Genomic DNA, 19625 nt, shown 5'->3' on the forward strand with positions numbered 1-19625 from the left:
TCCATTTTTCGAGGGGGCGCCGGGTGCCGCCCGGGTCAGGTCTTGAACAGCCGGTAGATCGCCGGGATCACCAGCACCGTCAGCGCCGTCGAGGACAGCAGCCCGAACAGCAGCGAGATCGCCAGACCCTGGAAGATCGGGTCGGCCAGGATCACCACCGCGCCGATCATCGCTGCGATGGCGGTCAGCAGGATCGGCTTGAACCGGGTCGCCCCGGCCTCGATCAGGATGTCAACGGTCACCCGGCGCTCGGGGTCGGCGTGGCGGATGAAATCAACCAGCAGGATCGAGTTCCGCACGATGATCCCCGCCAGCGCGATGAAGCCGATCATCGACGTCGCCGAGAACGGCGCGTCGAACAGCCAGTGCCCGGCCATGATGCCGAGGAAGGTCAGCGGCACCGGCGTCAGGATCACCAGCGGCAGGCGGAAACTGCCGAACTGCGCCACGACGAGGATGTAGATCCCCAGCAGCGCCACGCCGAAGGCCGCGCCCATGTCGCGGAAGGTGACCCAGGTTACCTCCCATTCGCCGTCCCACAGCAGCACCGGCTCTTCGGTGGTGACGGGCTGGCCGTGCAGTTTGACCTGGGGCTTCAGCCCCTCGTCCCATTCCATCGCGTCCAGCCGGTCAGCCACCGCCAGCATGCCGTAGAGCGGCGCCTCGAATTCGCCGGCCAGTTCGCCCGTGACCATGATCACGTCATAGCCGTTGTGGCGGAAAATCGGCGCCGAGGCGCGTTCCTCGGTGACCTGCACGACATCGCCCAGCTCGACGATGCCGCGGCCGCCGGGGATGGCGTTGGCCGGCACCGGGGTCGACAGCGCGCGTTCGTCGATCACCCGGTCGCCGCGTTCGCGGGCGACCACGATCGGGATCGGCCGGCGGCCCTTGCCGCGGTGGGAATAGCCCACCGTGGTCGCGCCGTTCAGCAGGCGCAGCGTCTGTAGCGCGTCGCTTTCCTGGACGCGGAAGAAATCCATGTCGCTGGCGGAAAGCTCGGCGCGCAGGCGGCGCGGCTGGGTGCCGTAATTGTCGTCCACGTCGACGACGAAGGGCACGTCCTCGAACGCGGCGCGGACCTTGGCCGCGACCTGCCGCCGTGTCTCGGCGTCGGGGCCGTAGATCTCGGCCAGCAGGGTCGAGATCACCGGCGGGCCCGGCGGCGGCTCGACCACCTTCAGGACGGTGCCCTTGGGGATGTCCAGCTCACGCAGGCGCTCGCGCAGCTCCAGCGCGATATCGTGGCTGGTGCGCTCGCGCTCTCCCTTGGGGGTGAGGTTGAGCTGCACCTCGCCCATCTCCGGGCTCTGGCGCAGGTAGTAGTGGCGCACCAGCCCGTTGAAGTTGAACGGCGCCGCGGTGCCGGCGTGGGTCTGCGCCGAGATCACCTCAGGCAGATCCAGCGCCAGCCGCGCGGCCGCCTGCGCCACGGCATCGGTCGCCTCGACCGAGGCGCCCTCGGGCAGGTCGATCACCACCGCCAGTTCCGACTTGTTGTCGAAGGGCAGCAGCTTGACCGTCACGTCGCGGGTGTAGAGCGCCGCCAGAGAGCCGAAGGACAGCACCACCACGACCAGCAGGAACAGCCCCGACATCGCCTTGCTGCGCAGAATCGGGCGGGCCATGGCGGCATAGAACCGTCCCATCGGGCTGAAATGCTTGTGCCCGCCATAGACGTCCTCGTCGCCGTGGCCCGACATGTCCTTTCTGCCGGCGATCTTCACCATCAGCCAGGGCGTGATGATCACCGCCACGAAGAAGGAGAAGATCATCGCGGCCGAGGCATTGGCCGGGATCGGGCTCATGTAGGGGCCCATCAGCCCCGACACGAACAGCATCGGCAACAGCGCCACCACCACCGTCAGCGTGGCCACGATGGTGGGGTTGCCGACCTCGGCCACCGCGGCCACCGCCGCCTCCTGCGGGCCCTGGCCCTTGCGCTTCAGGCCCCAGTGGCGGGCGATGTTCTCGATCACCACGATGGCGTCATCGACCAGGATCCCGATCGAGAAGATCAGCGCGAACAGCGACACCCGGTTCAGCGTGTAGCCCATGATATGCGCGGCGAACAGCGTCAGCAGGATGGTCACCGGGATGACGAGGGCGACCACCACCGCCTCGCGCCAGCCGATGGTCAGCAGCACCAGCGCCACGATGGAGATCGTGGCGAGGGCAAGGTGGAACAGCAGCTCGTTGGCCTTTTCGTTGGCCGTCTCGCCATAGTCGCGGGTGATCTCGACGGCGACGCTGTGCGGGATCAGCCCGCCCTCCATCGCCTCGACCCGGTGCAGGATCTCCTCGGCCACGGTGACGGCATTGGCGCCGGCGCGCTTGGCCAGGGCCAGCGTCACCGCCGGGCGGCGCGAGATGGCGCCGTCCGCGCCCTGCGTCAGGGTCGCGACATGTTCCTCATCGAGGTCGGAGACGAATTCCACGTCCGCCACGTCGCGCACATAGACGGTGCGCCCGTCGCGCGCGGTCAGCTCCAGATTGCCGATCTCGGCGGCGGTGGAGAGGGTCTTGCCGATGACCAGCCCGATCTGTTCGCCGCCGTCGCGCACGTTGCCCGCGGGGGCGGCGCTGTTGGCGCCCTGCACCTTGGCGGCCAGCTGTTGCAGCGTCACGCCGTAAAGCGCCAGCCGCTCGGGGTCGGGCGCGATCCGCAGCGCGTCCTCGGTGCCGCCGACGACATAGGTCAGGCCGACATCGGGGATGCGCGAGAGCTGCGCCTCGACCTCGCGGGCGATGCGCGTGAGGTCGGCGGCGGTGACCGCGTCCTGCCCCGGGGCGGGCGCGAATGTCAGCGACACGATTGCCACGTCGTCGATGCCGCGGCCCACCACCAGCGGCTGGGGGATGCCCACCGGGATGCGGTCAAGATTGGCCAGGATCTTGTCGCGCACCCGCAGGATGGCGGTATCGGCCGAGACGCCGACCTCAAAGCGGGCGGTGACCATCACCCGGTCGTCGCGGGTGTCGGAATAGACATGTTCGACCTGATCGATGCCCTTGACGATGGTCTCCAGCGGCTCGGTGATCAGTTTCAGCGCGTCCTCGGCGGCCAGGCCATCTGCATTGACGTGGATGTCCACCAGCGGGACCGAGATCTGCGGCTCCTCCTCGCGGGGCAGGCTGATCAGCGCGATCAGTCCCACCGCCAGCGAGGCCATCAGCAGCAGCGGCGTCAGCGGCGAGGCGATGAAGGCCCGGGTCAGGCGCCCTGCGATGCCCAGCGCGCCGTTGGGGGTCTGGTTGTCGTCACTCATGGCCCAGCACCACCCGGTCGCCGACCGCCAGCCCGGTCAGGATCTCGCGCCAGGGCGCGCCCTCGACCATCACGGTCCCGCCGGGCACCACCGCCCGGCCCAGTGCCTCGCCGGTGTCGGTCTCGACCTCCACGATGTCCAGGCCGCCGGCGCGCGACAGCGCCGCCTCGGGCACCAGGATCGCGTGGCGTTCGCCCACCGGCAGGCGGACCGGCAGGCGGCGCCCGACGAAGCGGCCGTCCAGCCCCTCGACCTCGACATCGGCCTGGACGCGCCCGCCCTCGATCTGCGGGTAGAGCTTGACCAGGCGGCCGGTGCGCGGCGCGGCGCTGTCGGCGAAGGCCGCGATCTGGATCGTATCGCCCTCGGCCAGGTCGCCGGCATGGCGCTCGGGCACCGCGAGGCGCAGGAACACGCCGCCGCCGCCGATCACCGCCATCGCCTCGCCCGGCGCCACGACCGAGCCGCGCGAGATCGGCACCGACAGCACCACGCCCGCCTCGGGGGCCAGCACCTCGCCCTCGGCTACCTGCTGTTCGACGATCAGCCGTTCGGATTCGAGGCTGCGGATGTTGCCTTCGACCACATCGACCTGGGTCTGGAGCTGCTCCAGCCGCTGGCCGGTGACGAAGCCGCGCTCGATCAGCTGCTGGCCGCGCGCCAGATCGGCCTGCGCGGTCTCCAGCTGCGCCTTCAGCGCCTCCAGCCGCGCGTCGATGGAATCGAGCTGAAAGGCCAGCTTGTCGTCCTCGACCACGGCGATGCGCGCCCCGGCCGCGACCCGGTCGCCCTCGGTCACCTCCAGCGTGACGATGGTGCCCCCGATGCGGGCGCGGGCCGGCACGCGGTCCCGGGTCTCGACCTCGCCATAGACCGATTTCCATTCGGTGATCGGCTGCGCGGTGACGGTCAGTGTCTCGGCCTGCGCGCCCTGGGCGGCGAGCAGGACGATGATCGCGGTGATGGCCGCTCGCATGTCCTTGGTCCTTTTTCTGTTCCCGGATGGGGCAATCGCTTCAGTATACCGCTACAGCACCTGTCTCAAACAGCATTGATCGAAGTCAATTTTTCTGGCCGACTGGGCAAAGACGGCGCGATGATCGCAGGAGGGCGCCATGAAAAGCGACGGTCGGGACCCGGCCGCGGGGCTGCGGATCTTCCTCGCGGGGGACGTGATGACGGGGCGCGGGATCGACCAGATCCTGCCCCATCCGGGGGATCCCCGCCTTTACGAAGGCTGGGTCACATCGGCCGAGGATTACGTCCGGCTGGCCGAACGGGTCAGCGGTCCGATCCCCCGCCGGGCGCCCTTCGCCTATGTCTGGGGGGCGCTGTTGGCGGATCTCGCCGCGCGCGGCTGCGACCTGCGGATCGTCAATCTCGAGACCGCGATCACCCGCGCCGGCGCGCCCTGGCCGAAGGCGATCAACTACCGCATGTCGCCCGAGAACGCGGGGGTTCTGGGGGCCGCGGACCTTGATGCCTGCACGCTGGCCAACAACCATGTGCTGGACTGGGGCGAGGCCGGGCTGGTGGAGACGCTGGAGGTGCTGGAGCGCGCCGGGATCGGCCAGGCCGGAGCCGGGCGCACCGCGCCCGAGGCCGAGGCGCCGCTGGTGCTGGAGGTGGCGGGCAAGGGCCGGGCGCTGGTCGCGGCGCTGGGCAGCGGGACCAGCGGCGTGCCCCGCGACTGGCAGGCCGGGGACGACCGGCCGGGGGTGGCGCTGCTGCCCGATGACCCGGACGCGGCGGCGGCCTTGCTGCGCGCGCGGGTGGCGCCGCTGCGACGGCCCGGCGACCTGCTTATCCTGTCGGTGCATTGGGGGGCGAACTGGGGCTTCGACGTGCCCTTCCGCCAACGCGAGATGGCGCGGGCGCTGATCGATCGGGCCGGGGTGGATCTGGTCTTCGGCCATTCCTCGCATCACCCCAAGGGGATCGAGCTCTACCGAGGCAAGCTGATCGTCTACGGCGCGGGCGACCTGATCAACGATTACGAGGGGATCGGCGGGCAGGAGGGGTATCGCCCCGATTTGGGGCTGGCCTATGTCGCCGATCTCGACCCGGCCACGGGGCGGCTTGCGGGGCTGGAAATGCTGCCCTATCGCCGCCGCGCCTTCCGGCTGACCCGCGCCGGGGCCGAGGACGTGGACTGGCTGGCGCACATGCTGCGGCGCGACAGCCTGCCGGGCGACGCGGCGATCAACCGGCAGCCGTCGGGGTCGCTGTCCGTCGATATCGGGGGGTGACGCGCCTCAGCCCCTTGCGGCGGCGCGGAAGTGCTCAGTGAACCAGTCGCCGGCCAGTTCCACCACCCGGTCCAGCGTGCCGGGCTCCTCGAACAGGTGTGTGGCGCCGGGGACGATCTCCAGCCGGTGCGCGCAGGTCATTTCGCCGGCGGCGGCCTCGTTCATCTCGATCACGGGATGATCGAGCCCGCCCACGATCAGCAGCACCGGCGCGCGCACCCGCGGCAGTTCGTCGCCGGCCATGTCGGCCCGTCCCCCGCGCGAGACGACGGCGTCGATCCGCTCGGGCGCGCGGGCGGCGGCGACCAGCGCCGCGGCGGCGCCGGTGCTGGCGCCGAAAAGCCCGACCGGAAGCGCCCCCAGACCCGGCTGGTCCTGCGCCCAGTCCAGCGCCTCCAGCAGGCGGACGCTGAGCAGCGGGATGTCGAAGACATTGGCGCGGTCGGCGGCCTCTTCGATGGTCAGAAGGTCGAACAGCAGCGTGGCGATGCCGCGCTGGCCCAGCGCCTCGGCCACCCGGTTGTTGCGCGGGCTCAGGTGGCTGCTGCCCGCGCCATGGGCGAAGATGGCCAGCCCGATCGGCCCGGCGGGCCGCCGCAGGATCCCTTCGAGCCGCTTGTTCCCGATCCAGACGATCCGTTTTTCTTCGGCTTTGTCTGACATTGTCTGCTCCTTCTTCGCGTGGTCCCGGCACCGGGACAGGTCAAGGATGCCGCATCCTGCGGCGCCGCACTTTGATGCGGGTCAACACGCGGCGGGGCGTTCCGTGTCAGGCTGCCGCCACGGATCGCAGGATGCGGGGAGGGGGCATGCCGGAACTGCCCGAGGTCGAGGTCTTCCGCCGCGAATTCGCCGCGCGGGGGCTGGGGAAAATGATCGAGGGGGTGCATCTGATTGCACCGCGCAGCCTGCGCGGTGCGACCGGGGAGGCGTTGCGCGCGGCGCTGGAGGGGGATCGCTTCGCCGGGGTGGCCCGGCACGGCAAGATCCTGTTCGCCCGGACGGCGCGGGGGCCGACGCTGGTGATCCATTTCGGCATGACCGGCGCGCTGCGGTTCTGCGCGGCCGGACAGGCGGCGCCCAAGGGCGCCCTGCTGGGGCTGACCTTCGCCGGCGGGCCGCTCTGCGCCGTCGTCAGCCAGCGCAGGCTCGGCTGGCTGGAGCTGACCGATGACAGGCTGGCCTACCTGCGGGAGCGCGGCATCGGGCCGGATGCCCTGTCGCTGTCGGCACGCGATTTCGCGGAGCGGATCGGCGCCGGCCGGGGCAGCCTGAAGACCGCGCTGATGGACCAGTCCAAGATTGCCGGGATCGGCAATGTCTATTCCGACGAGATCCTGTTCCGCGCCGGGCTCGCGCCGCGCAGCAAGGGGCGTGATCTGAGCCGCGAAGGGCTGGAGGCCCTCCATCGCACCCTGCGCGCGGTGCTGGAAGGGGCGGTGGGCATCCTCGCCTCCGGCGCGGAGCTGCCTCCCGACTGGCTGGCGCGGCACCGCGAGGCGGGCGCGGCCTGCCCGCGCTGCGGACGCCCGTTGCGGCGCGAGAGGATCGGCGGGCGCAGCGCCTATTCCTGTCCGCGCTGCCAGAGGGGCGGCGCAGGGTGAACGGGCAGGGGCCCGCGCGCTCAGTGTCGCTCCGGACCCACGCGCGGCACCCGGGCGGGATCCTCGGGCGGTGCGGGGCGGGGCGCGGTGCTGCCTGCGGGATCGAGCAGCCGGCGGATCTCGTCGAAATCAAGGGTCTCCCGCGCCTCCAATTCGGCGATCAGGGCCTCGATCCCGGCCCGATGCGCGCTGAGCAGCGCCGTCGCGTCGTCCTCCGCCTGCTTGAGCAGCGCCATCACCTCCTTGTCCACCAGCGCCGCGGTGGCGTCGGCATGGTCGCGGGGCTGGGCGATGGCCTGGCCGAGAAAGGGGTGATCCTCGCTGCGGCGCAGGTCGATCGGGCCGAGCGTATCACTCATCCCCCAGCGCGCGACCATGGCACGGGCCATGCTGGTGGCCCGCCTGATGTCGTCGTCGGCGCCCGAGCTGACGGTGCCGATCAGCAGACGCTCGGCGGCCCGCCCGGCCAGCAGGATCACCAGCTGGGCGCGCAGATAGGCCTCGTCCTCGGTATGACGCTCGCTTTCGCTGAGCATGTGGGTGCCGCCCAGCGTATGCCCGCGCGGGATGATGGTGACCTTGTAGAGCGGGTCGGCGTCGGGCAAGAAATAGGCCGCCACCGTATGCCCGGCCTCGTGCACGGCCAGGCGGCGGTGTTCGTCGGGGCGGATCGCAAGCGTCCGCACGGTGCCCATCATCACCTTGTCGCGCGCCTCGTTCAGGTCGGCGCGCTCGATCAGCGCGGCGCCGCGCCGCGCGGCCGCGATCGCCGCCTCGTTCAGCAGGTTCTTCAGGTCGGCCCCGGAGAAGCCCGGCGTGCCCGCCGCCATGAGGTCGAGATCGGCGGTGTCGGCCAGCGGCAGCTTGCGGGCGTGGATGTCGAGGATGGCGCGCCGCGCCGCCTTGTCGGGCAGGTTCAGCGTGACATGCCGGTCGAACCGCCCCGGGCGCAGCAGCGCCGGGTCCAGCACGTCAGGGCGGTTGGTGGCGGCCAGCACCACCACGGCCTCGCGCTCGGCGAAGCCGTCGAGCTCGGCCAGGATCTGGTTCAGGGTCTGTTCGCGCTCGTCATGGCCACCGCCCAGGCCGGTGCCGCGGGTGCGCCCGATGCTGTCCAGTTCGTCGATGAATATGACCGAGGGGGCAGCCTTGCGCGCGGCCTCGAACATGGCGCGCACCCGGCCCGCGCCGACGCCCACGAAGATTTCGATGAATTCCGAGCCGGAGGTCGAGAAGAAGGGCACGTCGGCCTCGCCGGCGAGTGCCTTGGCCATCAGCGTCTTGCCGGTGCCGGGCGGGCCCATCAGCAGCACGCCGTGCGGCACCTCGGCGCCGAGCCGGTGGAAGCGGTCGGGCTCGCGCAGGAAATCGATCAGCTCCGACACCTCGCGCTTGGCCTGGTCCTGGCCCGCGACGTCGTCGAAGGTCACCCGCCGCGCCGGTTTCTGCGGCTTGGCGAATCGCCCCGACAGAAGCCCGCCGCGCGTCGGGCCCATCCCGCCCATGAGGCTGCCCATCATGCGCCGCTGCAGCCACAGGTAGAAGCCGAGCAGGACGATCCAGGGCAGCATATAGGCAAGCAGCGATCCCTCGGCGGGGGCCTCGGCGGTGATCTCGACGCCCTGCGCTTCGAGGAGGGGCAGCAACTCGGGGTCGTTCTGGGCCGGGGTGACGGCGTTCACATATTCGGGCGCGGCGGGGTCGCTGCCGCGGCGCGTGGCGACGATCTCGTGCTCCTGCAGGGTGACCGAGGCGATCTCGCCCTCGCGGATCATCCGTTTGATCTCGCTATAGGCGACGGGCTGGCCTTGCGGCGCGGGCTCCAGCCAGAGCCCGCCGAAGGCGGTGAACAGCAGGAAGGCGGCGAGCAGCGCCCACGCCAGCCATTCCGGCCGGTCGGGGCGATTCTGAGGGTCGTCGTCGGTCTTTGGCATGATTGGGCGCCCGTTGTCGGTTTCGTCGGGGGCAGGGTCGCGCGTCGCGCGCCACGCGTCGTTGACCGATGTCAATCTCGGCCGCGTGGGCGGCGCGGGGCCGTGGGTTGATCGGGATCAACCCAATGCGCGCAAGCTGTGATACCCTGCGGGAGCAGGGAGGAAGAGCAATGTCCGACGATTTTGTGAAACGCGAACGCATGGTCGCCGAGCAGATCCGAGCCCGTGGCGTGCGCGACCCGCAGGTGCTCGAGGCGATGCGCCACGAGCGGCGGGAACGTTACCTGCCGGTGCATCTTCACGACCGGGCCTACGAGGACCTGCCGCTGCGCGTGGCCGAGGGGCACTGGATGGCCTCGCCCCATGTCACCGCCTACCTGGTCGAGGCGCTGGCGCTGAAGGGTGGCGAGAAGGTTCTGCTGATCGGGCTCGGCGCGGGCTATGCGGCGGCGCTGCTGGCGCGGATCGCGGGCGATGTCTACGCGATCGAGGCCGACGGGCCGCAGGCCGAGAAGGCCGCCTCGGCGCTGGCCGATGCAGGGCACCTGAATGTCCATGTGTTGCATGACGAGGGCAGCCGCGGCTGGATGGACGAGGCGCCCTTCGACGCGATCCTCGTGCGCGCCGCGGTCCCCTTCGTGCCCGAGCCGCTGAAGCCGCAGCTGGCCAGGGGCGGGCGGCTGGTGGTGGCGGTCGGCGACGACCTCCACGCGCAGGAGATCGTCCGCATTACCCGCCGCGACGGCGGCCGCTTCGACCGCGAGGACCTCGCCGACGTGCGCTTCGTGCCGCTGCTGGGGCCGCAGGGCTGGGAGGACGAGATGCGCCGCCGCGAGCCCGGGCCGCCCCGCGTGATCCAGCACCGCCCCGTCACCGCCGACAGCCTGCCGGCCCTGATCCTGCGCCGGGCGCAGGATTTCGAGGATGTCGCGACAGCCGATCTCGATCCGCTGATCGAGAGGATCGGCGCGCGCCGCGTGGTGCTGATCGGCGAGGCCAGCCACGGCACCTCGGAATTCTACCGGATGCGCGCGCGCATCACCCAGCGCCTGATCGAGGAGAAGGGATTCTCCATCGTCGCGGCCGAGGCCGACTGGCCCGATGCGGCGCGACTCGACGCCTATGTGCGCCACCGCGGGGCGCCCTCCGAGGACTGGGCCGCCTTCGCCCGCTTTCCCGCCTGGATGTGGCGCAACGCCGAGACGCGGGATTTCCTGCACTGGCTGCGTGCCCACAACGCGGGCGAGCATGACGATGCGCGCGTGGGGTTCTACGGGCTGGACCTTTACAGCCTCTACGGCTCGGCCCGCGCGATCCTCGACTATCTCGACGAGGAGGACCCGGACCTCGCCGCGCTGGCGCGGAAGCGCTACGGTTGCCTGTCGCCCTGGGAGGCCGATCCCGCCGCCTATGGCCACGCCGCCCTGACCGGCGCCTACCGCGACTGCGCCGGCGACGTGACGGAAATCCTCGTGCAACTGCACCGCAAGCGCGCCGCGCTCATCGGCCGGGACGGCGCGCGGTTCCTCGACGCCACCCGCAACGCGCAGCTGGTGACAAATGCCGAGCGCTACTACCGGGCGATGTATTATGGCTCGCGCACCGCGTGGAACCTGCGCGACGACCACATGTTCGACACGCTGCAGGCGGTGATGGCGCATCACGGCGCCGGGGCCAAGGCGGTGGTCTGGGCGCATAACTCGCATATCGGCGACGCACGCGCGACAGAGATGTCCAAGCGCGGCGAGAGGAACCTGGGCGAGCTCTGCGCGCGGGGTTTCGGGCCCGATGCCTATCGCATCGGCTTCGGCACCGATCACGGCACGGTGGCGGCGGCCTCGGCCTGGGACGGGCCGATGGAGGTCAAGGAAATCCGTCCTGCCCATGCCCAAAGCTACGAGCGGCAGTTCCACCTGACCGAGGCGCGCGGCCTGATCCTGCCGTTGCGGCCCGGCCACGAGCTGGACGTGGGGACCGAGCTGGCCACGCCCCGGCTGGAGCGGGCGATCGGGGTGATCTACCGGCCCGAGAACGAGCTTGCCAGCCACTATTTCGAGGCGGAGCTGTCCCGGCAGTTCGACGAATACATCTGGATCGACCGGACAAGCGCGGTGACGCCGCTGCCGGTGCGGCGCGAGGCGGAGGGCCTGCCGGACACCTACCCCTTCGGCACCTGAGCCACGGGCGCGGCGCCACAGGGGACCTCGGGACGCCGGGCGGCTGCGGCGGGTGCCGTCCGCCGACCGGGCAAGGTGGGATGCACGCAGGCGAACCTTTGGGAAATTCATCACGGCCCAAAACTTGGGCAGGGGGGCAGGCCTGCGCCCGTCAATGTCGCAATATTATGCGAAGATTGCCGATTCTTTTGGGAACATCCGAAGGCCGGAGGATTCTTGAAAGAAAAGTATTGACTCCCTGCGGGGATGGGTCAGGCTGTCGGTGAACCAATCAGGGATTGATACACCCCCATGTCCGACGCCCCGTCGCCCAGAACGTCAGGCGAGAACTCCTCGCTGGTGCTGCGCCGCCTGCGGCACATGGTGGGCAGCGGCGAGGCCGGCCCGGACGGCCGCCTGCCGACGGAGCGCGAACTGTCCGAGACGCTGGGCGTCGGCCGCCGCGCGGTGCGCCGCGCGCTGGAGGCGCTGGAGGCCGAGGGGCTGGTCTGGCGCCGGCAGGGCAAGGGCACCTTCGTCGGCCAGCCGCCCGATCCGACCGGGGTTCTGGCGGCCGAGATCGCGGGGCAGACCCGCGCCTCCGAGGTGGCCGAGGCCCGCCTCTATATCGAGCCCGCGCTCGCCGGGCTCTGCGCCGCACGGGCCAAGCCCGACGACGTGCGCCGGATGCGCCTGCTGGCCGAGCGCATCGACGAGACCGCCGATCCCGACGGGGCCGAGCTGTGGGACGGGGCGCTGCACCGGCTGATCGCGCGCACCGCCGGCAACCGCGTCCTGCTGACCGCCTTTTCGCTGCTCGACGAGATCCGCTCCTCCGAGGCATGGCGCCTGCTGCGGCAGAAGGCGCGCACCGGCGAGACGAGGGAACTCTATCACCAGCAGCACACCCACCTGATCGACTGCATCGAGGCCGGCGATGTCGTGGGCGCCGAAGAGGCGATGCGCGCCCACCTCAACACCCTGTCCGACAAGATGGTGCAGGTCCTGAATGACGAAAGGGTCGAAGATGCCTGACGACGCCGCGCCGCTTCTTGAGGTCACCGACCTTTCGATCCGCTTCGGCAAGGCGCCGACGAACCTGGTCGACGGGGTCTCCCTGACGCTGGAGCGGGGCGAGACCCTGTGCATCGTCGGCGAATCCGGCTGCGGCAAGTCGCTGACGGCGCTGGCGCTGATGGGCCTGCTGCCGATGCCGCCGGCGCGCCTGATGTCGGGCCGCGCGATGTTCGAGGGGCGCGATCTGCTGCACCTGCCCATCGCAGAGTTGAAGGACATCCGCGGCGACCGCATGGCGATGATCTTTCAGGAGCCGATGACCTCGCTCAATCCCGCCATCAAGGTTGGCGAGCAGATCGCCGAGGCCGTGCGCCGTCACCGCGGTGCCAGCCACGAAGAGGCCCGCGCCCGCGCGCTGGAGATGCTGATGCGGGTGCGCATCCCGGCGCCGGAAAAGCGGCTGGACGAATACCCGCACCAGATGTCGGGGGGCATGCGCCAGCGCGCCATGATCGCGATGGCGCTGGCCAACGACCCGGCGCTGCTGATCGCGGACGAGCCTACAACCGCCCTGGACGTGACCGTGCAGGCGCAGGTGCTGGACCTGATGCGCAACCTTCAGGCCGAATCCAACGCCGCGCTGATCATGATCACCCATGACCTGGGCGTGGTGGCCGAGATGGCCGACAAGGTGGCGGTGATGTATGCCGGGCGCATCGTCGAGGCCGGGCCGGTCAAGGCCATTTTCGACGATCCCCAGCATCCCTACACCATCGGGTTGATGAGCTCGATGCCCGATCTCGGGCCGCGCGGTGGCCGGCTGGTGACCATCCCCGGCGTCGTGCCGCCCGCCGACGCCATGCCGGAGGGTTGCCGCTTCGCCTCGCGCTGCCCCTTCGCCGGACCCGATTGCGCCGAGGCGCCGCCGCTCAGCGATTTCGGCGGCGGGCATCGCGTGGCGTGCTGGCGCGCGCCGCTGGAACAGGCGGCCGAGCCGCTGCAGACGCTGGGGGGCGCGCGATGAGCAGGCCCGACATCATCCTGGAGACCCGCGCGCTCAAGCGCCGTTTCGTCACCCACAAGCCGCTGTTCGGCGCGCCGATCGAGGTGCGCGCGGTGGATGGCATCGACCTGAGCATCCGCCGCGGCGAGACCTTCGCCATCGTGGGCGAATCCGGCTGCGGCAAGTCCACGCTGGCGCGGATGCTGGTGCGCCTGATCGACCCCAGCGAAGGCGCGGTGATCTATGACAACAAGGACATCTCGAAGCTCGGCCAGAAGGAGATGCGCGCGCTGCGCAGCGACCTTCAGTTCATCTTCCAGGACCCGTTCTCGTCGCTGAACCCGCGCATGACCGTGGGCGCCCTGATCGAGGAGCCGCTGCGTGCCCACGGCATCGGCACCCGCGAGGAGCGCCGCGTCCGCGTCGCCGATCTGCTGTCGCGGGTGGGGCTGATGCCGCAGCATGCCGACCGCTACCCGCATGAATTCTCGGGCGGGCAGCGCCAGCGCATCGGCATCGCCCGCGCGCTCGCCGCCTCGCCCAAGGTGCTGATCGGGGATGAGCCGGTCTCGGCGCTGGACGTGTCGATCCAGGCGCAGGTGGTGAACCTGCTGGAGGACCTGAAAGAGGAATTCGGCCTGACCCTGATCATCATCGCCCACGACCTGGCGGTGATCCGGCACATGGCCGACCGGGTCGGCGTGATGTATCTCGGCGAACTGGTCGAGGTCGGCCCGGTGGACGAGATCTTCGCCAATCCCAGGCATCCCTACACCGAGGCGCTGATCGCGGCCATCCCGGTGCCGCGGGTGGGCGCGCGGGCCAAGGGCCACGCGGTCGAGGGCGATCCGCCCAACCCGATCGCGCCGCCGCCGGGCTGCCGGTTCCACCCGCGCTGCCCCTATGCCGAGGCGCGCTGCCGGCAGGAGCGGCCGCGGCTGGCGCCGATTGCGGAGGGCGAGTCCGTCGCCTGCCACCGCCACGAGGAGCTTTCCCTGAACGGGTTGGTGGAGGGTGCCGCGGGGCGCGCTCCGGCCGCCGAAAAGCGGTTCAACCTGTATCGCGCTGCGCGCGCAACAAGTGAGGGCGCCAAGCCCTCCGACAATTCCCCGCCGCCATTCCCATCCAACAAGGAGTAAGACAACCATGGCACGATCCAAGACCGCGGCGCTTGCGCTGGCCTTCGGGCTGGCGGCGACAAGCGCCTTCTCCGCCGACCTACGCATCGGCCTTCAGGACGACGCCGATATCCTCGACCCGGACCAGTCGCGCACCTTCGTCGGCCGCATCGTCTATGCCTCGCTCTGCGACAAGCTGGTCGATATCACGCCGGATCTCGAGATCATCCCGCAGCTGGCCACCGGCTGGGAATGGTCCGCCGACGGCATGGCCCTGACCATGACCCTGCGCGAGGGCGTGACCTTCCATGACGGCGAGCCCTTCAACGCCGCCGCCGTGGCCGCCAACATCGAGCGCAGCCAGACCCTGCCGGAAAGCCGCCGCAAGTCCGAGGTGAAGTCCATCGCCTCGACCGAGGTGGTCGACGACTACACCATCAAGCTCAACCTCAAGGCCCCCGACGCCACGCTGCTGGCGCAGCTGGCCGACCGCGCGGGCATGATGCTGTCGCCCAAGGCCGCCGCCGAGATGGGCGTCGATTTCGGCCTCAACCCGGTCTGCTCCGGCCCCTTCAAGTTCAAGGAGCGGGTGCAGCAGGACCGTATCGTGCTTGAGCGATACGACGGCTACTGGAACGCCGACGAGATCCACTTCGACAGCGTGACCTTCCTGCCGATCCCGGACACCACCGTGCGCCTGGCCAACCTGCGCGCCGGCGATCTGGACATGCTGGAGCGCCTGGCCGCGACCGACCTCGCCTCGGCCAAGGCCGATGACGGGCTGACCGTCGAGCAGGCGGTGTCGCTGGGCTACCAGGGCATCACCATCAACATCAACAATGGCGAGCGCGCGCAGAATCCGCTGGGCCAGAACGCCGCGATCCGCAAGGCGCTGTCGCTGTCGATCGACCGCAACGTGCTGAACCAGGTCGTGTTCGAGGGCGCCTTCGCGCCGGGCAACCAGCCCTTCCCGCCGACCTCGCCCTGGTATGACAAGCGTTTCCCGGTCCCCGAGCGCGATGTCGAGGCCGCCAAGGCCCTGCTGAAAGAGGCTGGCGTGGACAGCGTCGAGATCGAGGTGCAGGTCGCCAACAACCCGGTGCAGATGCAGATGATGCAGGTCGTTCAGGCCATGGCCGCCGAGGCGGGCATCAACATCAAGCTGGTGGCCAAGGAATTCGCCACCCTGCTCAAGGATCAGTCCGCCGGCGAATACACCGCCAGCCAGGTCGGCTGGTCGGGCCGCGTGGACCCCGATGGCAACATCCATCAGTTCCAGACCTGCAATGGCGGCATCAACGACTCCAAGTTCTGCATGCCCGAGGTGGATGCGCTGCTCGACAAGGCCCGCATCTCGACCGACACGGCCGAGCGCAAGGCCGCCTATGACGCCGCGCGCGAGATCCTGAACGAACAGCAGCCCATCATCTATCTCTACCATGTGACGTGGATCTGGGCGCTGAACAACAAGATCGAAGGCTTCGTCCCCTATCCCGACGGGATGATCCGCCTCGAAGGCGTGTCGTTCGCGGAATGAGCTGACCAACCGGCCCGGCGGCACCCGCCGCCGGGCCACCCCTTCAACCTCCGGAGCTCGCCCCATGTTCGGCTTTCTCGCCCGCCGCATCCTGATCGCGATCCCCACGATCCTGCTGATCTCGATCTTCGTGTTCACCCTGCAGAAACTGCTGCCGGGCGATCCGGTGCTGGCCATGGCCGGCGAAGAGCGCGACCCCGAGGTTCTGGAATTCCTGCGCGCGAAATACCGCCTGAACGATCCGATCCACATGCAATATTTCTACTGGATCGGCGGCGCGCTGCAGGGCGATCTGGGCATCTCGCTGCGCACCCAGCAGCCGGTTCTGGCGCTGATCGGGGAAAAGCTGCCGGTCACCATCCAGCTGGCGGTGATGGCGCTGTCGATCGCGCTGGTGATCGGGGTGCCCGCGGGCGTGATCTCGGCCTATCGCAAGGGCACATGGGTCGATTGGCTGGCCAATGTGGTGGCGCTGTCGGGCCTGTCGATCCCGAATTTCTGGCTGGGCATCATGCTGATCCTTCTGGTCTCGGTGAAATGGGGGCTGCTGCCCGCCTCGGGCTATGTGCCGCTCAGCGAGGACCCGCTGCAATCGCTGCAGACGATGATCATGCCGGCCTTCGTGCTGGGCACGGGCCTGGCCGCCACGCTGATGCGGCACACGCGCTCGGCCATGCTGGGCGTGCTGAAATCCGACTACGTTCGCACCGCCCGCGCCAAGGGGCTGGGCGAGCGGGTGGTGGTGGTCAAGCACGCGCTGCGCAACGCGCTGGTGCCGATCGTCACGGTGACCACGCTGCTGTTCGGCGAACTGCTGGCCGGCGCCGTGCTGACCGAGCAGATCTTCACCATCCCCGGCTTCGGCAAGCTGGTGGTCGATGCCGTGTTCAACCGCGACTACGCCGTGGTGCAGGGCATCGTGCTGTGCACCGCCGTGGCCTTCATCGCCATGAACATCCTGGCCGATGCCGCCTACCGCATTCTCAACCCGCGCATGAGGGACGACTGATGACCGCCGTGACCGACGCCCCCGCAGTCCCGCAACGCCCGCGCAGCCGGGTCTGGACCAAGCTGCGCGCCAACCCCTCGGCGCTGCTCGGCGCGGTGCTGGTGATCTTCTTCGTCGTCGTGGCGATTCTGGCGCCGCTGCTGCCCATTCCGGGGCCGCTGGAGACCGACTGGCTGGCGGTGCGCAAGCCACCCTCGGCCGCGCATCCCTTCGGCACCGACGAGATCGGCCGGGACGTGCTGTCGCGGATGGTCTGGGGGGCGCAGGCCTCGCTGCTGGCGGGGGTCGTGTCGGTGCTGATCGCGCTGGCCCTGGGCATCCCGCTGGGCGTCGCCGCAGGCTATGCGCGCGGCTGGACCGACGCGGTCATCTCCCGCGTGACCGAGGCGCTGCTGGCCGCACCGTTCCTGATCCTGGCGATCGCGCTGGCGGCCTTCCTCGGGCCGTCGCTGACCAACGCGATGATCGCCATCGGCCTGTCGGCCATGCCGGTCTTCATCCGGCTGGCGCGCGGACAGACCATGACCGTGATGACGGAGGATTACGTCGAAAGCGCCCGCGCCATCGGGCTCAGCCACCTGGCGATCATCTGGCGCTACATCCTGCCCAATATCTTCCCCCCGCTGCTGGTGCAGGCGACGCTGACGGTGGCCACCGCGATCATCGCCGAGGCGTCGCTGTCCTTCCTCGGGCTGGGGCAGCAGCCGCCCTCGCCGTCCTGGGGGTCGATGCTGAACATCGCCAAGAATTTCCTCGAACAGGCCCCCTGGATGGCCATGTGGCCGGGGATCGCCATTTTCCTCGTGGTGCTGGGTTTCAACCTGCTGGGCGACGGGCTGCGCGACGCGCTCGACCCGCGCGACCACTGAGCCACGCGCCGCGACTGACAAGAACGCCCGGTGCGCCGGGACAAGACGGAAGGGATATCATGACTTTCACAACCCGCCCCGAGATCGCCGGCACCTTCGGCATGGCGACCTCGACTCACTGGATCGCCAGCGCCGTGGGCATGAGCCTGCTGGAAAAGGGCGGCAACGCCTTCGACGCGGCGGTGGCGATGGGCTTCGTCCTGAACGTGGTCGAGCCGCATCTGAACGGCCCGCTGGGCGATCTGCCGCTGATCTTCCGCCCCGCCGGCGCCGAGGACGCGACCGTCGTCTGCGCGCAGGGCGTGGCGCCCAGGGGCGCGACGATCGCGCATTACAAGGCCGAGGGGCTGGACATGATCCCCGGCTCGGGCCTTCTGGCGACCGTGGTGCCGGGCGCCTTCGACGGCTGGATGCTGCTGCTGCGCGACCACGGCTCGATGAGCCTGCGCGAGGTGCTGGAGCCCGCGATCCACTACGCCGAGGCCGGGCACCCGATGCTGCCGCGCGTGGCGAACACCATCGCGGGGCTCGCGGATTTCTTCCACGAGGAATGGCCGACCTCGGTTCCGGTCTGGCTGCCCGGCGGCAAGGCGCCGGAGGCCGGCGCGCTGTTCACCAACCCCGACCTCGCCGCGACCTGGCGTCGCCTGGTCGAAGAGGCCGAGGCCGTGAGCGGTCGCGAGGCGCAGATCGACGCCGCGCGCCGGGCCTTCTCCCAGGGCTTCGTGGCCGAGGCGGTCGACGCCTGGATGCGCGACGCCTGCGTGATGGATGCCGCGGGCGGGCGTCGCAAGGGCGTGCTGACCGGGCAGGACATGGCCGACTGGCAGGCGAGCTATGAAAAGCCTCTGTCCGTCGATTACGGCGACTGGACGGTCTACAAGACCGGCGTGTGGGGGCAGGGGCCGAGCCTGCTGCAATCGCTGCGCGTGCTCGACGGTTCGGGCATCGCGGACATGGACCCCAACGGCCCCGATTTCGTGCACACCATCACCGAGGTGCTGAAGCTCTCCTTCGCCGACCGCGAGGCCTATTACGGCGACCCGGATTTCAGCGACATTCCGGTCGAGACGCTGCTGTCGAAGGACTACGCCGCGCAGCGCCGGGCCCTGATCGGCGCGACCGCCTCGCTGGAGCAGCGCCCCGGCGCCATCCCCGGCTATGAGGCCTGGGCCGAGGCGTTCATCGCGCGCGCGGGCCGCCGCCCGGTCGCGGGCCCCGGCGCCGGCGCGGGCGAGCCCACCATGGCGCATCTGACCGAGAAGCGCGGCGACACCGTGCATCTCGACGTGATCGACAAATGGGGCAACATGGTCTCGGCCACGCCCTCGGGCGGCTGGCTGCAATCCTCGCCGGTGGTGCCGGGCCTGGGCATGCCGCTCAACAGCCGGGCGCAGATGTTCTGGCTGGAAGAGGGGCTGCCGACCTCGCTGGTGCCGGGCCGGCGCCCGCGCACCACGCTGTCGCCCTCGATGGCGTCGCGAGCCGACGGGGCGTGGATGCCCTTCGGCACGCCAGGCGGCGACCAGCAGGACCAGTGGCAGCTCATCTTCTTCCTGCGTCTGGCGCACCAGACCGCGAACCTGCAGGAGGCGATCGACGCGCCGCTGTTCCACACATGGCACAGCCAGGCGTCCTTCTACCCGCGCGGCACGCGGCCCGGACACCTGATGCTGGAGCCCAGTTTCGGCGAGGCCACGATCGCGGAACTGAGGCGCCGCGGCCACGATGTCGAGGTGGCCGAGCCCTGGTCGGTGGGCCGCCTGACCGCCGCGCTGCGCGAGGCCGACGGGCGGATGCGCGCCGCCGCCACCCCGCGCCTGATGCAAGCCTACGCCATCGGGCGGTAAGGAGAGCGCC

General features: G+C 70.1%; 14 protein-coding genes. 10 read left to right on the top strand and 4 right to left on the bottom strand.

The genetic code is table 11. From position 1 onward, the window contains the following. Positions 1–35: 35 nt before the first annotated feature. A complete protein-coding gene (locus tag KCI33_RS08320) occupies positions 36–3269 on the bottom strand; it encodes an efflux RND transporter permease subunit (RefSeq protein ID WP_212524318.1) in 3234 nt (1077 codons plus the stop codon). Beyond that, positions 3262–4245, bottom strand: coding sequence for an efflux RND transporter periplasmic adaptor subunit (locus KCI33_RS08325; protein ID WP_212524319.1), 984 nt, complete (start codon positions 4243–4245; stop codon positions 3262–3264). Before KCI33_RS08325 ends, KCI33_RS08320 begins: the two co-directional genes overlap by 8 nt. A 139-nt stretch (positions 4246–4384) precedes the next feature. Between KCI33_RS08325 and KCI33_RS08330 the strand changes: the two genes are divergently transcribed. Next, entirely contained in the window at positions 4385–5518 is a 1134-nt protein-coding gene (locus KCI33_RS08330; protein ID WP_212524320.1) for a CapA family protein, read from the top strand. Between the two features lie 6 nt (positions 5519–5524). Here the strand turns inward: KCI33_RS08330 and KCI33_RS08335 are convergent, their stop codons facing one another. Beyond that, positions 5525–6181: an alpha/beta family hydrolase gene (locus tag KCI33_RS08335; protein ID WP_212524321.1), complete on the bottom strand. Its 657-nt coding sequence runs from the start codon at positions 6179–6181 to the stop codon at positions 5525–5527. A 146-nt stretch (positions 6182–6327) separates the two neighbouring features. Here KCI33_RS08335 and KCI33_RS08340 point away from each other — a divergent pair, with 146 nt between their 5' ends. Next, positions 6328–7122, top strand: coding sequence for an Fpg/Nei family DNA glycosylase (locus KCI33_RS08340; RefSeq protein WP_212524322.1), 795 nt, complete (start codon positions 6328–6330; stop codon positions 7120–7122). A gap of 20 nt (positions 7123–7142) precedes the next feature. On the opposite strand, the gene ftsH is transcribed toward KCI33_RS08340, so the two are convergent. Next, on the bottom strand, positions 7143–9056 hold the full coding sequence (ftsH, locus tag KCI33_RS08345; protein WP_212524323.1) for an ATP-dependent zinc metalloprotease FtsH: 1914 nt from the start codon (positions 9054–9056) through the stop codon (positions 7143–7145). Between the two features lie 170 nt (positions 9057–9226). Between ftsH and KCI33_RS08350 the strand changes: the two genes are divergently transcribed. From KCI33_RS08350 to KCI33_RS08385, 8 genes are all read left to right on the top strand, one after another. After that, complete coding sequence (locus KCI33_RS08350) at positions 9227–11233, top strand: erythromycin esterase family protein (RefSeq protein WP_249138980.1); 2007 nt, start codon at positions 9227–9229, stop codon at positions 11231–11233. A gap of 291 nt (positions 11234–11524) precedes the next feature. Then, a complete protein-coding gene (locus KCI33_RS08355) occupies positions 11525–12247 on the top strand; it encodes an FCD domain-containing protein (protein WP_212524324.1) in 723 nt (240 codons plus the stop codon). Continuing rightward, entirely contained in the window at positions 12240–13253 is a 1014-nt protein-coding gene (locus KCI33_RS08360; protein WP_249138981.1) for an ABC transporter ATP-binding protein, read from the top strand. The genes KCI33_RS08355 and KCI33_RS08360 overlap by 8 nt, the downstream gene beginning before the upstream one ends. Then, complete coding sequence (locus KCI33_RS08365; protein WP_212524326.1) at positions 13250–14371, top strand: oligopeptide/dipeptide ABC transporter ATP-binding protein; 1122 nt, start codon at positions 13250–13252, stop codon at positions 14369–14371. Before KCI33_RS08360 ends, KCI33_RS08365 begins: the two co-directional genes overlap by 4 nt. Positions 14372–14378: 7 nt before the next feature. Further along, on the top strand, positions 14379–15887 hold the full coding sequence (locus KCI33_RS08370) for an ABC transporter substrate-binding protein (RefSeq protein ID WP_212524327.1): 1509 nt from the start codon (positions 14379–14381) through the stop codon (positions 15885–15887). Positions 15888–15951: 64 nt separating this feature from the next. Further along, positions 15952–16896: an ABC transporter permease gene (locus tag KCI33_RS08375; RefSeq protein ID WP_212524328.1), complete on the top strand. Its 945-nt coding sequence runs from the start codon at positions 15952–15954 to the stop codon at positions 16894–16896. Beyond that, positions 16896–17765: an ABC transporter permease gene (locus KCI33_RS08380; protein WP_212524329.1), complete on the top strand. Its 870-nt coding sequence runs from the start codon at positions 16896–16898 to the stop codon at positions 17763–17765. The genes KCI33_RS08375 and KCI33_RS08380 overlap by 1 nt, the downstream gene beginning before the upstream one ends. Positions 17766–17824: 59 nt before the next feature. Beyond that, a complete protein-coding gene (locus tag KCI33_RS08385) occupies positions 17825–19615 on the top strand; it encodes a gamma-glutamyltransferase family protein (RefSeq protein ID WP_212524330.1) in 1791 nt (596 codons plus the stop codon). Positions 19616–19625 lie beyond the last annotated feature (10 nt).

The sequence above is a fragment of the Actibacterium sp. MT2.3-13A genome, from assembly GCF_018139985.1.
Taxonomy (GTDB): Bacteria; Pseudomonadota; Alphaproteobacteria; order Rhodobacterales; family Rhodobacteraceae; genus JAGSOU01.

What these genes read in the sequence shown, in the direction of transcription:
- KCI33_RS08320 (WP_212524318.1), bottom strand. Translation starts at nt 3,269, where the DNA reads ATGAGTGACGACAACCAGACCCCCAACGGCGCGCTGGGCATCGCAGGG.
- KCI33_RS08325 (WP_212524319.1), bottom strand. Translation starts at nt 4,245, where the DNA reads ATGCGAGCGGCCATCACCGCGATCATCGTCCTGCTCGCCGCCCAGGGC.
- KCI33_RS08330 (WP_212524320.1), top strand. Translation starts at nt 4,385, where the DNA reads ATGAAAAGCGACGGTCGGGACCCGGCCGCGGGGCTGCGGATCTTCCTC.
- KCI33_RS08335 (WP_212524321.1), bottom strand. Translation starts at nt 6,181, where the DNA reads ATGTCAGACAAAGCCGAAGAAAAACGGATCGTCTGGATCGGGAACAAG.
- KCI33_RS08340 (WP_212524322.1), top strand. Translation starts at nt 6,328, where the DNA reads ATGCCGGAACTGCCCGAGGTCGAGGTCTTCCGCCGCGAATTCGCCGCG.
- ftsH (WP_212524323.1), bottom strand. Translation starts at nt 9,056, where the DNA reads ATGCCAAAGACCGACGACGACCCTCAGAATCGCCCCGACCGGCCGGAA.
- KCI33_RS08350 (WP_249138980.1), top strand. Translation starts at nt 9,227, where the DNA reads ATGTCCGACGATTTTGTGAAACGCGAACGCATGGTCGCCGAGCAGATC.
- KCI33_RS08355 (WP_212524324.1), top strand. Translation starts at nt 11,525, where the DNA reads ATGTCCGACGCCCCGTCGCCCAGAACGTCAGGCGAGAACTCCTCGCTG.
- KCI33_RS08360 (WP_249138981.1), top strand. Translation starts at nt 12,240, where the DNA reads ATGCCTGACGACGCCGCGCCGCTTCTTGAGGTCACCGACCTTTCGATC.
- KCI33_RS08365 (WP_212524326.1), top strand. Translation starts at nt 13,250, where the DNA reads ATGAGCAGGCCCGACATCATCCTGGAGACCCGCGCGCTCAAGCGCCGT.
- KCI33_RS08370 (WP_212524327.1), top strand. Translation starts at nt 14,379, where the DNA reads ATGGCACGATCCAAGACCGCGGCGCTTGCGCTGGCCTTCGGGCTGGCG.
- KCI33_RS08375 (WP_212524328.1), top strand. Translation starts at nt 15,952, where the DNA reads ATGTTCGGCTTTCTCGCCCGCCGCATCCTGATCGCGATCCCCACGATC.
- KCI33_RS08380 (WP_212524329.1), top strand. Translation starts at nt 16,896, where the DNA reads ATGACCGCCGTGACCGACGCCCCCGCAGTCCCGCAACGCCCGCGCAGC.
- KCI33_RS08385 (WP_212524330.1), top strand. Translation starts at nt 17,825, where the DNA reads ATGACTTTCACAACCCGCCCCGAGATCGCCGGCACCTTCGGCATGGCG.